This is a genomic window from Desemzia sp. AGC72 (assembly GCF_057334175.1).
The window spans coordinates 355,641-370,813 of sequence record NZ_JBHFIG010000021.1 but is presented as its reverse complement, the minus strand read 5'-3'; the positions used below and the strand labels follow the sequence as shown (position 1 = coordinate 370,813).

At 37.3% G+C, this 15,173-nt stretch carries 8 protein-coding genes; 2 read left to right on the top strand and 6 right to left on the bottom strand.

The genetic code is table 11. The annotated features are described in order from the left end of the window. Positions 1-84: 84 nt before the first annotated feature. Entirely contained in the window at positions 85-2,979 is a 2,895-nt protein-coding gene (locus ACE025_RS10800; protein ID WP_485939694.1) for an insulinase family protein, read from the top strand. A 58-nt stretch (positions 2,980-3,037) separates the two neighbouring features. Then, on the top strand, positions 3,038-3,580 hold the full coding sequence (locus tag ACE025_RS10795; RefSeq protein WP_485939693.1) for a cysteine hydrolase family protein: 543 nt from the start codon (positions 3,038-3,040) through the stop codon (positions 3,578-3,580). A gap of 1,253 nt (positions 3,581-4,833) precedes the next feature. Here ACE025_RS10795 and ACE025_RS10790 read toward each other — a convergent pair. The 6 genes from ACE025_RS10790 to parE form a co-directional block, all read right to left on the bottom strand. Beyond that, a complete protein-coding gene (locus ACE025_RS10790; protein ID WP_485939691.1) occupies positions 4,834-5,763 on the bottom strand; it encodes a manganese-dependent inorganic pyrophosphatase in 930 nt (309 codons plus the stop codon). Between the two features lie 51 nt (positions 5,764-5,814). Next, positions 5,815-6,762 (bottom strand): LysR family transcriptional regulator, encoded by a 948-nt coding sequence (locus ACE025_RS10785; RefSeq protein ID WP_485939689.1) that lies wholly within the window; start codon positions 6,760-6,762, stop codon positions 5,815-5,817. 104 nt (positions 6,763-6,866) lie between these two features. After that, on the bottom strand, positions 6,867-7,637 hold the full coding sequence (gene pflA / locus ACE025_RS10780) for a pyruvate formate-lyase-activating protein (protein WP_485939687.1): 771 nt from the start codon (positions 7,635-7,637) through the stop codon (positions 6,867-6,869). 70 nt (positions 7,638-7,707) lie between these two features. Then, on the bottom strand, positions 7,708-9,936 hold the full coding sequence (gene pflB / locus ACE025_RS10775; protein ID WP_485939685.1) for a formate C-acetyltransferase: 2,229 nt from the start codon (positions 9,934-9,936) through the stop codon (positions 7,708-7,710). A 294-nt stretch (positions 9,937-10,230) separates the two neighbouring features. After that, on the bottom strand, positions 10,231-12,702 hold the full coding sequence (gene parC / locus ACE025_RS10770; RefSeq protein ID WP_485939683.1) for a DNA topoisomerase IV subunit A: 2,472 nt from the start codon (positions 12,700-12,702) through the stop codon (positions 10,231-10,233). Then, entirely contained in the window at positions 12,692-14,689 is a 1,998-nt protein-coding gene (parE, locus tag ACE025_RS10765) for a DNA topoisomerase IV subunit B (protein WP_485939681.1), read from the bottom strand. The genes parC and parE overlap by 11 nt, the downstream gene beginning before the upstream one ends. Positions 14,690-15,173: the final 484 nt, after the last annotated feature.

Sequence of the window (15,173 nt, the reverse complement as noted above, 5' to 3'; positions counted from 1 at the left end):
ATAAATACCTTAACCCCTTAGTAAAAAAGAGAACAATGGTATACTACTAGTAAGCAAAAAAATGAAAAAGAAAAGAGGCCTTTTATGACATTCAAACAAATTGAAACTCAAGAGTTGCCGGATATTAAATCTATCGGAAAGCTATATGAACACATAGAGACTGGCGCTCAAGTGTTGTACTTAGAAAATGAAGACACAAATAAAGCTTTTACGATTGGTTTTAAAACACCTCCCTATAATGACAATGGAATTGCTCACATTATTGAGCATTCTGTTTTGAACGGTTCTGAGAAATATCCTTCAAAAGAACCTTTTGTAGAATTGATTAAAGGCTCATTGAATACGTTTGTCAATGCGATGACGTTTTCAGACAAAACGATTTATCCAGTGGCTTCAACGAACCAGAAAGATTTTATGCATTTAGTGAGTGTTTACTTAGATGCTGTATTCAAACCTAACTTTTACACTAACCCTCAAATATTGGCTCAAGAAGGGTGGCATTATCATTTAGAATCAGCAGATGAGGAATTGATTTATAAAGGTGTCGTATATAACGAAATGAAGGGGGCTACTGCTTCTCCAGATCGACAAGTTCAACATCAATTGACACGTCAGTTGTATCCGAACAGTATTTATCGTCATGAATCAGGAGGAGAGCCTTATGCGATTCCTAGTTTGACGCAGGAAGAATTTATTCAATTTCATCAAACGTACTACCACCCAAGCAATTCATTAACAGTGTTATATGGAAAAATCGATGAACAAGAAACATTTGCTGCATTGGAAGCTTACTTCGATGGGGCAGGGAAGGCAGAAGAAGCGGTTGATTTATCCTTTGAAGCGGCTAAGCCGGAAGAAGAGCTGGTAGAGAGTACCTATTCAATCACAGCAGGAGATGATCCGACAGGAAAAGATTATTTAGCTTTAGGTTGGCATGTTGCCGAACCGGATGATGTGTTGGATCAGTTTGGTCTGGAAGTAGTAGAAGAACTGTTATTTGGTCATAATCAATCTCCGCTTAAAAAAGCTTTATTGGATGCAGAGATAGGAGGGGATATCTCTGGTGGAGCAGCAGACTTTGGTTATCCAACAGCTTTTATGATGACAGCGAAATATTCCGATGCGTCTAAAATGCCTCAGTTTAAAGAAATTGTAGAAGATACATTGACTCAGTTGGTAACAGAAGGGATTGATCCTGAGCTGATTGATGCAGCATTGAATAAGATCGCATTTCAAACTAAAGAAGCGGCTATATCAGAAGATAGTCCTAGAGGAGTGATCTATGCCATCAATGCGTATCGTTCTTGGTTGTATGAAGAAACTCCTTATGCGAATCTGCAATTTACAGATTATTTAGAAAAGCTGGGAGAATTAGCAGGAGAAGGATACTTTGAACAATTAATCAAACAAAAGCTGCTGGATAACTCTTTGCATACAGCTGTCGTATTAAAAGCCGAACCTGGTAAAAGTGATCGGATAGAAGCTGAATCTCATGCAAAATTACAAGAATATAAAGCCAGTTTATCTGAAGAAGAGATTCAAGAACTAGTTGATCAAACACAATCATTGATTGAACGCCAAGAAACACCAGATAAACCGGAAGATTTGGCGAAAATTCCTACATTGACGAAAGAAGATTTGAGTACGCGTGTAGAGGATTATCCTTTAACTGAAAGCTCGTTTTACGAGGAAACTAGCTTTTATCAAGCGGAACAATTCACAGCTGGTATCGACTACATTAGTTTGTATGTAGATCTAAAAGACGTGGAAACAGAAGATTATGTATGGTTAAGCCTATTGAGTCGGTTAGTTGGTAAGTTGGGGACTAAAACTTATGATTCAGCTGCTTTACAACGTCAATTGGATCTGTATACTGGTGGGATATATGGAAATATCACCATTCACGAAGATACTTCAGGTGAGTTGAAGCCGTACTTTGTATTGAGAGGAAAAGCATTAGAGTCTTCTTTAAATGAATTGGTCTTATTGATGCAAGAAATCTTATGCCATACGCAATTTGAAGAAGAAGCGGAAATCACTACAGTGGTTCAGCAACTGATTTCTCAATTTGAGCGGATGATTCAGTCGCGTTCACACGTACTAGCTGCTAACCGTGGGCTCAGCCAAGTCAAAGCTTCTGCGAAGTTGAATGAAATGGTCAGTGGAATGGATCAGTTCCAATTCTTGAAAGAAGTTCTTAGCGACTTGCAATCAGGAAAAGCAGATAAAGTGAAAACACAACTTGCAGAAATTTTGCAACGATTGTCAAATAAACGCCGTCTGCATGTCTTGTATGTAGGAGAAGCAGAACGAGCAAAAGAAGTAAAAGAAGTGCTTCAAACAGCTTTTAATGACCTTCCAGAAGCTGCATTAGGGCAGCCGGCGATTATTAAACCCGGAACCAAACAAAATGAAGCTTTCGTAACAGCTCAAGACGTCAATTATGTAGCCATTGCTTCAGATGCTATGGACTCATTTGCTTATACAGGTACTGCCAAAGTATTAGCGACGACTATTCGTTACAGTTATCTGTGGAACGAAATCCGAGTCAAAGGCGGTGCTTACGGATCTATGTACAACCACCAACGAAATGGAAGCTTTGCTTTAAGTTCTTACCGCGACCCTAACATTCGCAAAACATTGGCTGCTTATAAGGGTTTACCAGATTATATCGAGCAAATAGAACTTTCTGATAGTGAATTGCTGAAGTATATTATTGGAACCATCAGTCCTATGGAACAACCTAAATCAGCGTTCAGTAAAGGTTTAACAGCTTTTAATCGTTTGAAAACTGGAATCACAAGAGAAGAGCTGATTCATTTGAAAGAAGAGATCTTAGCAGCTAACTCAACAGCATTAGCAGAGCTTCATAAGGACCTGAAAGAGGTATTAGAAGACAGTACAGTTGTCGTTATCGGCAATAAGACTCAAATCGAAAAAGAATCAGATTTATTTGAGGTAGTGAAAGAATTGTATTGATTTCAAAGCAGAATAGATATATAAATAACCTAAATAATCAGTTGAAGGAGGGAAACGTATGCCAAAAGAAGCTTTATTGATCGTAGACATGAGTGAAGACTTTGTAGCCGACAACGGAACATTGACCGTCGGCAAACCAGGACAAGCTATAGTTCCTTATATCAAGCAATTAGCAACAGGTTTTTTATCAAAAGGGAACATCGTCGTCATTTCAATGGATGCTCACCAACCAGATGATCCTCATTTTGAACTTTGGCCGCCTCATAATGTTGTGAATACCAAGGGTCAACAGTTATATGGAGAATTGGATACATGGTTTCAAGAAAATAAAGACCATGAACAGGTGATTTATTCGCCAAAAACAAACTACAATGCATTCTTTCAAACAGGATTGGCAGATGAATTGAGAGAGTCAGGCGTAGAGAAAGTTCATATCGTAGGCGTAACAACAGATATCTGTGTCTTCTTAACCACAGGAGGAGCAGACGCAGAAGGGTTCAAAACGACCGTTCATAAACAAGGTGTAGCTACTTTTACTGACCTAGGAGAAACGATGTTGAATCATATGGAAAGATGCTTCCATACGGAAATCATCGAATAGAATAACTCAAAAGCTGTTCAAAGAATGTTTTTCATTCTTTGAACAGCTTTTTTATAATAATCCAAACAAGCATAAATACACCCCTGAAAACCCCTACATTACGATTTTTTATAAGAGAAGAGGAGGCTGGGGCATAGCGTGAACAGATGATAAATATAGAAAAAAGGGGCGAAATCCCCATAAAACGAACCTGTCAGAACCCTTGATAAACACGTGCTGCTTAACGATTTATAGTTATTAGTCATGATTAAAACTGCATAGCAAAAGGAATACAATAATTTTCAGCAGCAGAAACAACCTCAAATTATGTGTGAATTGCTATAAGTCAGACACTAAACAGCTACTAGGATAAAATAAATTACAATTCCTGTAAAATTCGTACAAATTCTGTTTACTGAGCGATCTATGAAATCCAGTTAGTGGATAGATGATCTTGTCTACAAATTTATACTAACTGATTAATACTTAGTTCAACTAGTTAGATATAATCCTGTTAATCACTTAAAAAATAAACTAATCTGTTCGAAGCTAACGTGTATAACAACATAGCAACAAAACTTTAGATACAAAAATTAAATCCTGCAGGAAATTTCTAAGCAGATAAAATTATTTACAGGAACCAAATGTAAAATCTGAAAGAATGTAAAAATAACTGGATTTTGCTAACTGAACTATATATCACTAAAATAATTTATTTGAGGATCAAAAAAGAGAGAAGGAAGCTAAATTAGGACTTGCAGATCAAATGTCTAAATTCATCTTTTTTCTAGTTTACATAATATATATTATACAAAGTAGTTTCTAGAGTTGATTTGATAAGAAAACTTTAAAATTATGCTCTATTTTAGTCTTTTAGTTCTTTTCAGCGCTTGCTGTTAGAAAATTATTTTTCTTTTACTTATTTTTGGTATCTACACTAAATTAATTTCTGCCTTGTCGTTGATCTTGTTTTTATTCTGACTGGTTAACTAAAATGGTTTCTTTAATCATTTCAGTTTGTTAAATGATCAACTGTCCGTTATAATTTTTAAACTCATACATTTTTACTGTTTAACGTTTGTTTGACTGATTCGATTAATTTTATTCTAATTATTAATTATATTTTGCTGATGATCTGTTTCATTTTAATTCTATGTTCTGAGGACGTTTTTAAGCTCATTTCAACTTCGTTTGCGTAGACTTGTCTATGAAATGATTCTTGAGTACATAAAAACTGATTGCTATAAATAACAATCAGTTTTTATCTTTTGTATTTATTTTGTTAATGCTTCAGTTAATTGTGGAACCACTTGTTTCTTACGTGATACTACACCTTTTAACAAAGCTTTGTTGTTTTCCAATTTCACGCCAAAAGCATCTTCAACCGCAATGATTGGATTTCCTAATGCTAAGACCATTGAATCGCTGTCTAGGATATTTGTTACTACAAGAATAAATAAATCGTAGTTGTTCTCTAAATTCGCTTCTTGGATAGCTTTTTCCAATTCGCTTTGTTTAGCAAATACATCATCGATATCAACTACATTGATTTGTGCGATGCGTACGTTTTTGTCTCCCATTGGGAAACTTTTAGCATCCATATCAATCATTTCTTCAGCTGTCTTGTTGCCCATATTTGTTCCAGCTTTTAACATATCTAGTCCATAGACATTTAAATCAACTTCAGCGATAGCTGCTAGTTCTTTAGCAGCTGCTTCGTCTTCAACTGTACTAGTTGGTGATTTAAATAACAACGTGTCTGAAACGATTGCAGACAACATAATACCAGCGATGTGTTTAGGTATTTTTACATTATTTTCTTTGAATATTTTTAAGATGATCGTCGCTGTACAGCCAACAGGTTCTGCACGGTAATAAAGCGGGTTCGCTGTATCAATATTCGAAATACGGTGATGGTCTACAACATATGCGATATCTACTTCTTTGATATCTGAAACACTTTGTTGTGCTTCATTATGATCAACTAGGTAAACTGTATTTGTTTCGTTTGCTGCTGTTTCAATTACTCTAGGAGCTTCCGCACCAAAGTAATTCAATGCATAGGCAGTTTCTTCTCCTATTTCCCCTAAGGCTACTGCTTCTGTTTCTTTCCCCAGTTCATTTTGTAAATATGAAAATGAAATAGCAGATGCTATTGCGTCTGTATCCGGGTTTTTATGTCCAAAGACTAAAATTTTGCTCATTCTATCGTAACACTCCTTTATTTTGATTCTCACCTTTTATAGTAGAACAAATTAACTTTTTAGTCTAGAGGCAGACTCTTTTTCTTTAGAAAATTTATCAAAATAAAGGAAAAAATTCTTCATTCGATCCATATGAGCTTTATCTTTTTTAAACACAAATGCTAAATTATATGTAATGGGCGGATTAAACGGCAGCATATACAGGTTTTCCGCTAAGGGATTTGAATCGATATAAGATTTAGGTAAAGCAGTATAATAACCTGATTGCTGGCTGAACAGCTGTAATTGTCTAGGAGAAGAAAAATAACCGGAAACAACCGGGAAATCAAGGTTTTGACAGACAAAATTAGCTTTTAGAGTTCCGTTTAAGTAAAATTTATTCGGATAAAATACCCACTTGTTCTGTAATGTCTCTTTTAAATGTATTGATTGTTTATCAATCCATGAATCATTTTGGTGAATAAAAAACAATTCTTCTTCTGCAATCATTTTAGATGCATACCGGTTCCAATTTTCTATAATTTGATCTGGAAGACATAGAATTGCCAGGTCTAGTTGATTATTCTCTAATTGACTCCAGATTTCTTCTCTGGGTATGATACTAAAAGAAACCTTTCCCCGAGAATTTTTGGGTTGATAATAAGCAAGAAACTCTACAAAAAGTTCATCGCCTATAGAAGGCAACACACCAATTTTCAAATGTCCTAATTCTTCGTTTTCGATTGAATTTATTTCATCTAACGCATGTTTAAAAATGGTTTGTACAGATTGTATGGCACGTGCCATACTCTCTCCGGCCTCAGTTAGACGCATTTCTTTGCCTTTAAAATAGAACAATGGAGCACCTATAGCGTGTTCGAACTTTTTGATCCTTTGGGTTAAAGCGGGTTGCGAGATACCTAATTTTTGTGCTGTTTGTGTATAATTCATCGTTTCCGTCAGCTCAGAAAAATAATCTAATGTTTTGCCGGAAAAAATACTTTTATCTCCTAAGTTCATTAAGTTTTCCTTCACTTCCTTTTGCGTCTGTAACCCCTTCATCATAAACACCTATAGAAAAAAGAGCAATCAAAATGATGCTCTTTTCATCAATAATTTAGGGATTATTGAACAAATTGGTACAATTTGTAATCGTCTACATGCAAGAGCCGGTTGGCATTTTCAATCCTCTCAGCTGTAGGCGGTTCAATCCCGTTTAATTTGTATGGTATATTCAATGCAGCATACTTATACGCACCTAATTTATGGTAAGGAAGAATCTCGACTTTCACTACATTTTTTAATGATTTTATAAAATGGTCTAGTCGAATCAAATCTTCATCGAAATCTGAGCGCTCAGGAACCAACACGTGTCTGATCCATACGGGTTTTTCAATATCTGACAAGTAACGAGCCATATTCAAGATATTAACGTTAGAATGCATCGTTAATTTTTTGTGTTTTTCATCATCAATGTGCTTCACATCAAATAATAATAGATCCGTATACATCATCAACTCTTCAAATCTGCTGAAAAAAGGTTCATCATAAGTAAAAGGCTGCCCGCAAGTATCTAATGTGGTGTGCACCCCTTCTGCCTTAGCCAGCTTGAAGTACTCGATTAAAAAATCAATATGCAGTAACGGCTCTCCACCGCTCACCGTAATGCCGCCTTTTTGACCCCAATAGTCTTGGTACTGCAAAGCTTCTTCCAGCAATTCTTCGGGTGTATAAGGCGTTCCGCCGCCGATATTCCATGTATCCGGGTTATGGCAAAACTCACATCTCATCCGACATCCTTGCATAAACGAGACAAAACGAATTCCTGGTCCATCAACTGAACCAAAGCTTTCATTTGAATGCACATATCCTATGACTGGCTTCTTCTCTTCCATAACAATTACTCCTTTATTAAAGAAGAACCGGGAAACCACTTCCCCAGCTCTTCTCTCTTTTTACTGCTGCTTACATATTTTCGTGCATTGTTCGATTGATAACGTCTAATTGTTGCTCGCGAGTCAATTTGATAAAGTTTACAGCATATCCTGATACACGAATCGTCAATTGAGGGTAATTTTCAGGATGTTCCATCGCATCCATCAATGTTTCTCTGTTAAAGACATTTACATTTAGGTGATGTCCACCTTTAGTTACATATCCATCTAACATGCTTGCTAGATTTTCTTGTTGAATCACATCTTCTTTTCCTAAAGCTTTTGGAATAATTGAAAACGTATTTGAAATTCCATCTAAAGAATATTTGTACGGTATCTTAGCAACAGATGTCAAACTAGCTAAAGCTCCATGTGTATCTCTTCCGTGCATTGGGTTGGCACCAGGAGCAAAAGGTTCTCCTGATCGGCGTCCGTCTGGTGTGTTTCCTGTTTTCTTCCCGTAAACAACGTTTGAAGTAATCGTTAAGATAGATGTCGTATGAGTTGCTCCGCGGTATGCAGGATGTTTCTTCACTTCATTCATAAACGTTTTCAATAACCAAATACCGATATCATCTGCTCGATCGTCATTGTTTCCAAATTTAGGGTAATCCCCTTCAATAATGTAATCGACTGCTAATCCGTTTTCGTCACGGATAGTTTTAACTTTAGCATATTTGATTGCTGAAAGAGAATCGATTGCTACGGAGAAACCGGCAATTCCTGTGGCCATCGTTCTTAAGATTTCACTGTCATGCAAAGCCATTTCGATACGTTCATAAGAATATTTGTCATGCATATAATGAATGACATTCAATGTATTCAAATACAAACCAGCGATCCATTCCATCATTGCTTGATATTTTTCCATGACTTCATCATAATCCAAGTATTCTGAGGTGATTGGTTGGTATTTAGGTCCAACTTGCGTTTTAGATTTTTCATCGACCCCGCCGTTGATCGCATACAACAATGTTTTGGCCAAGTTGGCGCGAGCTCCGAAGAATTGCATTTGTTTACCGATTCTCATAGCAGACACACAACAAGCGATTCCGTAATCGTCTCCCCATTCTACACGCATGATGTCATCATTTTCGTATTGGACAGCACTGGAAGCAATCGATACTTTAGCACAATAACGTTTAAAGTTCTCTGGTAATTGTTTAGACCATAGAATCGTCAAGTTTGGTTCAGGAGCTGGTCCCAAGTTAGATAAGGTGTGCAAGAAACGATAACTGTTTTTTGTGACCATGTGACGTCCATCAATCCCTACGCCGGCAATAGCTTCTGTAACCCAGGTTGGATCACCTGAAAACAGATCATTGTATTCAGGTGTACGGGAGAATTTGACCAAACGTAATTTCATGACAAAGTGATCAACGATTTCTTGAGCTTCTTCTTCCGTCAATACACCTTCTTTTAAGTCACGCTCAATATAAATGTCTAAAAATGTAGAAGTACGTCCTAAAGACATAGCTGCACCGTTTTGTTCTTTGACAGCGGCTAAATAACCAAGGTACAACCATTGGAAAGCTTCTTTTGCATTATGAGCCGGTTGAGAAATGTCAAACCCGTAAATATGGCCTAATTCTTTCAATTCTGCTAAAGCACGAATCTGCTCGTTCAATTCTTCTCTGTCGCGAATGATGTTTTCACTCATTGTACCAAAGCCCGTATTATTTAAATCTTCTTTCTTTTTCTCGATCAAGTAATCCACACCATACAAAGCTACGCGTCTGTAGTCCCCAATGATACGTCCACGACCATAAGCGTCCGGCAAACCAGTAATGACTCCACTGCGGCGAGCTGCACGCATTTCTTCTGTATAGGCATCAAATACACCTTGGTTATGTGTTTTACGGTATTCACGGAAGATATGAGAGACTTCGGGATCTATTTTATATCCGTAAGATTCTGCAGAAAGTTCGCTCATGCGAATTCCGCCAAAAGGCTGCAAGCTTCGTTTGAATGGTTTTTCTGTTTGGAAACCAACGATTTTTTCTAGTTCTTTGTCTAAATACCCTGCTTCATGAGAAGTAATGGTAGAAACGACTTTAGTGTCCATGTCTAAGACACCGCCAGCTTGTTGTTCTTGACGGTTCAAATCAGATACTTGGTCCCACAATGTCAATGTCTCTTGTGTCGGACCTGCTAAAAATTCATCTGTTCCGTTATAAGGAGTATAGTTTTGTTGAATAAAATCCCTTACATTTACTTCTTCTTTCCATACTTTCCCTTTAAATTTCTTCCATTGTTCCATATAGTAGCCTCCATTAATAATTTTTTCTATATTAAATTGTATTTTTACAAGCTCATTATATCACATATATTAAAAATAGAAACTATTATCTGTTGAATTTTTTGAACAAGTTGTTCTATTCCATACGTGGAGGTCTCGCACTTTTTGTTGTGATAACAGCATTTTTAATTTGTGAACACCATCATTATCTGTTTTTTTTAAAAAAAAATTACTATCACATGCAATGAGTTTAAATTGCTACTATTAGGTGATATCAAAAAAGAACTAAACCGGATAAGGTTTAGTTCTTTTGGTCTACAAAGTAGGTTCTTCAGTAATATGAACGATATTAGGCTCTTTAATCGCTTTTGGTTCCCCATCAGCTGCTTGGTCTAGAATAAACGAACCATTGCTGTAACGATCGCTAGAAGCATAATTCTTCGGTATGACGTCGATCACTTTGTCTTTTGTAGTGATGATCGCATACGCTTCATCTTTCTCGTTAGTTACTTTTGCAACTAAGGACACACGATGAGGATTTTTCTTCAATTCTCTAAAGACGATCAATCCTCGTTGAGCTCTAGCTAAAGGTGCAAACTCTCTTAAGTCCATTTTCTTAACGGCTCCTCGTTGAGATACTACTATAGCTTCAACTTTTGGAGCTTCATCGTCGATCAAAATACCATTTACTACATAATCTTCTTCTTTTAAATTGATTGAACGGACCCCGCTCGCTTTAGCACCTACTACAGGAACTTCACTTAAAGAGTAGCGTAATCCAAATCCACGATGAGTAACAAGGAAGACATCTTGCATCAATGCATTTTCAGTCATTTCAACATTCACTAAACGATCTGTAGCCGTTTTTAGTTTCATCGCCGAAGTTGTTTTCGACTTGTAGCTTCTCCACGGTTTAAACGCTTCGACTTCTGTTTGTTTGATGTATCCTTCTTTTGAAATCAATGTAAAGGATTTACCTGCCGCAAACTCTTTAAATCCAAAAGCTTTCAATACTTTTTCTTCCGGCTCCAAACTGATGTATTGAGAAATATGATCACCCATATCTTTCCATTTCACATCAGCCAATTCATGGATTGGACGATAAATGACATTGCCTCTGGTGGTGAAAATAAGCAAATGGTCCAAAGTCGTTAACTTATCGACAAATATCGGATAATCGCTGTCTTTCGTTCCTACTTCTTCTGCTGGAGAAGCGGTGTAAGAGCGAAGACTAGAACGTTTGATATAGCCTTCGTTTGTTACAACGACCACGACTTCTTCTTCGGAAATCAATACTTCTTTATTGATTTTCAGTTCTTCGATCTTGTCTTCAAATTTCGTCAGACGAGGAGTTGCATATTTCTTTTTGATCTCTTTCAATTCGGTTTTTATTACATGGTTCATTTCTTTTGGAGTACTCAATATTTTTTGATAGCTCTCAATCGCTTTTTTCAATTCATCGGCTTCTTTTTCCAATGCTGTAACATCTGTATTCGATAAACGATACAGTTGTAAGGATACGATAGATTCTGCTTGAATCTCTGTAAAACCGAATTCTTTCATGATATTTTCTTTTGCATTCTTTTTATCTTTACTCTTACGGATAGCAGCAATCAATTGATCCATAATAGAAACAGCTTTGATTAGTCCGACAACGATATGCTGTCTGTGTTCTGCTTTACGCAGCAAGTAATTGGTCCGTCGAGTGACGATTTCTTCTTTATGTTCCAGATACGCTTCTAACATTCGTGCAATGCCTACTTGCATCGGACGTTTGTTGTCGATAGCGACCATATTGAAGTTGTAATTGACTTGCAGTTCTGTATTTTTCAACAAATACGTCAAAATACCTTCAGCATTGGCTTCTTTTTTCAATTCTATAACGATTCTTAAGCCTTCTCTATCTGTTTCATCACGAACTTCTGAGATACCTTCAATTTTCTTGTTCAAGCGGATCTCGTCGATTTTGCGTACTAAATTAGCTTTATTTACTTCATATGGAATTTCAGAAACAGCGATTTGCTGTTTTCCGCCACGCAATTCTTCAATCTCTGTTTTTGAGCGGACAATGATTTTACCTTTGCCTGTCTCATAGGCTTTTCGAATCCCATCAATACCTTGAATGATCCCGCCTGTTGGAAAATCAGGGGCTTTAAGGTATTGCATCAATTCTTTAGTGGTTGCTTTAGGATGATCAATATAATATACCGCTGCATCGATTACTTCACTTAAATTGTGAGGAGGAATATCGGTCGCATAACCAGCAGAGATCCCAGTAGCTCCATTTACCAGCAGGTTAGGGTAACGAGCAGGCAATACAGTCGGCTCTTCTGTCGTATCATCAAAGTTTAAAATAAAATCAACGGTTTCTTTATCGATATCTCTCAGTAATTCATCTGAAAAAGTAGATAGACGAGCTTCCGTATACCGCATCGCTGCAGGAGGGTCTCCGTCCATACTTCCGTTATTTCCATGCATCTCGATCAATACTTGGCGCTGCTTCCAATCTTGGCTCAATCGAACCATAGCTTCATAAACACTGGAATCCCCATGAGGATGGTAGTTACCAATTACATTTCCGACAGTTTTAGCTGATTTTCTAAATCCTTTTTCAGAGGTGTTTCCTTCCACATTCATAGAAAAAAGAATTCGTCTTTGTACAGGTTTTAACCCGTCACGTATATCAGGCAGTGCCCGCTCTTGAATAATGTATTTGGAGTACCGTCCAAATCGATCTCCCATAACTTCTTCTAATGTAAGTTCTTGAATCTCGTTCTTATTCTCCATCTATGGCACTTCCTTCATTCTCTAATTCATTATCGTTCATGATTTGCGAGTTCTCTAAAATGCTTCCGCCTTCTTCAAGAGAAAACTCTACATGAGATTCGATCCATTTCCGTCTTGGTTCTACTTTGTTCCCCATCAAGACAGACACACGTTTTTCAGCTTGAGCTACATCATCGATTCGAACACGAATCAAGGTTCTGGTTTCAGGATTCATTGTCGTGTCCCACAATTGATCTGCATTCATCTCACCTAGACCTTTATAACGTTGCAAGACATAATTTTTCCCGAATTTTTTTGTAACGTCCACCAACTCATCATCTGTCCAAGCATAAGCGATCTTTTCGCTCTTACCAAAACCTTTAGAAAGCTTGTATAGAGGTGGTAACGCCAAGTATACTTTTCCTGCTTCGATCAATGGTTTCATGTAACGGTAGAAAAACGTCAGCAGCAGTACTTGGATATGAGCTCCATCTGTATCCGCATCCGTCATGATGATGACTTTGTCGTAGTTGCAGTCTTCAATATTAAATTCAGGTCCAACACCTGCACCGATCGTATAGATCATAGTGTTGATTTCTTCATTTTTTAAGATATCTTGGATGTTGGCTTTTTCCGTGTTGACGACTTTTCCACGTAAAGGTAAGATCGCTTGGAATTTACGGTCTCGACCTTGTTTTGCTGAACCGCCGGCTGAATCTCCCTCAACCAAATACAATTCATTCTTTTTGGCATTTTTTCCTTGCGCAGGTGTCAATTTTCCAGACAGCAACGCATCGTTTTTCTTCCGTTTTTTACCTGTTCTGGATTCATCACGAGCTTTACGTGCTGCATCACGAGCTTCTCTTGCTCGAATGGCTTTACGTACCAATTGCTGACTTAATTCGCCGTTCTCAGTTAAATAATAATTCATTTGATCGCTGATGACTGAATCGATCGCTGAACGTGCTTGAGGAGTCCCTAATTTGCTCTTTGTTTGCCCTTCGAATTGCAATAAGTCTTCTGGCACTCGAATGGAGATAACCGCAGCCAAACCTTCACGGACATCCGTGCCTTCTAAATTCTTATCTTTCTCTTTCAATAAGCCCACTTTACGAGCATATTCGTTAAAGGTTTTGGTTAAAGAGGTTTTCATTCCCGCTTCATGAGTACCACCGTCTTTTGTACGCACATTGTTGACGAAAGACAAAATGTTCTCAGAATAGCCGTCATTGTATTGGAACGAAAATTCTACTTCGATCCCATTACTTTCACCAGCAAAATAGGCTACTGGAGTCAAGATGTCTTTGTCTTCATTCAGATAATCAACAAACTCTTTGATTCCTTCTTTGTAATGGAACACTTCCTCTTGGTCGCTTCGTTCATCGATCAATTCTATTCGAACATCTTTCAATAAGAAAGCCGATTCTCTTAACCGTTCAGACAATACATCATAAGAAAAAGTTGTGGTTGAAAAAATCGTTGCATCCGGTTTAAAGTGGACCATTGTACCATTCTTTTCAGTCGTGTTTTTCTTTTTAGTCAACTTTCCTTTTGGTTTCCCGCCATCAACAAACTCTTGAGTGTATTGAACACCATCTCGGTAGACAATGACCGACAGTTTCTCTGAAAGAGCGTTTACTACACTGGCACCTACACCGTGCAGCCCGCCTGAAGTTTTATAGCCGCCTTGTCCAAACTTTCCGCCGGCATGTAAAACAGTGAAAATGACTTGAATGGTCGGTATTCCTGAAGAATGCATTCCGATCGGCATTCCACGCCCATTATCTCTAACAGAAATACTTTCGTCTTTATGCAGTGTCACGACGATTTTGTCCCCAAATCCGGAAAGGACCTCATCCACAGAGTTGTCTACTATTTCATAAACTAAATGGTGTAATCCTCTTGTATCTGTAGAACCGATATACATCCCTGGTCGTTTACGGACAGCTTCCAAACCTTCTAATACTTGGATGGAAGAATCATTGTATTCATAATTATTTTTTGCCATATCTTTCAAAACTCCCTATACCATGCAATTTCTCATCGTATGTTCATACGATTAATGTTGAGCTTCATTCACTCATAGACCAAATCATTTTAACACACTTATTGCGATTACAACGCAAAAAATAACAATCGATGCTTTAAAACAGCGGTATTTTCTACGATTCAGATAACCTTTTGCACAAAATGGTTCACTGTTTCATTTTTTTGATCCATGTATACAATAACGGATCATGCAGCTTTTTGCTCCTTAGATCTCAGCAAAAAAGAACATTCAAATCATACCTATTTTATGAATAGTAGTCAATATCTGTTCGAAACCGAATGAGTGTTCGTATTATTATACCAAAAAAATCCCTAAAATGGCAGCTTCTCTTCAAATATGTATCTTTTTAACGTGTTATTAATGTGAGTTCTTTATCACTTCTTCAGCACCAGCCTTATTTTCTATGATAGTATTTTAAAATAATAAGTGGTAAAATGGTCGT

Coding starts and splice junctions, on each gene's coding strand:
- ACE025_RS10800 (WP_485939694.1), top strand. CDS start 85: ATGACATTCAAACAAATTGAAACTCAAGAGTTGCCGGATATTAAATCT.
- ACE025_RS10795 (WP_485939693.1), top strand. CDS start 3,038: ATGCCAAAAGAAGCTTTATTGATCGTAGACATGAGTGAAGACTTTGTA.
- ACE025_RS10790 (WP_485939691.1), bottom strand. CDS start 5,763: ATGAGCAAAATTTTAGTCTTTGGACATAAAAACCCGGATACAGACGCA.
- ACE025_RS10785 (WP_485939689.1), bottom strand. CDS start 6,762: ATGAACTTAGGAGATAAAAGTATTTTTTCCGGCAAAACATTAGATTAT.
- pflA (WP_485939687.1), bottom strand. CDS start 7,637: ATGGAAGAGAAGAAGCCAGTCATAGGATATGTGCATTCAAATGAAAGC.
- pflB (WP_485939685.1), bottom strand. CDS start 9,936: ATGGAACAATGGAAGAAATTTAAAGGGAAAGTATGGAAAGAAGAAGTA.
- parC (WP_485939683.1), bottom strand. CDS start 12,702: ATGGAGAATAAGAACGAGATTCAAGAACTTACATTAGAAGAAGTTATG.
- parE (WP_485939681.1), bottom strand. CDS start 14,689: ATGGCAAAAAATAATTATGAATACAATGATTCTTCCATCCAAGTATTA.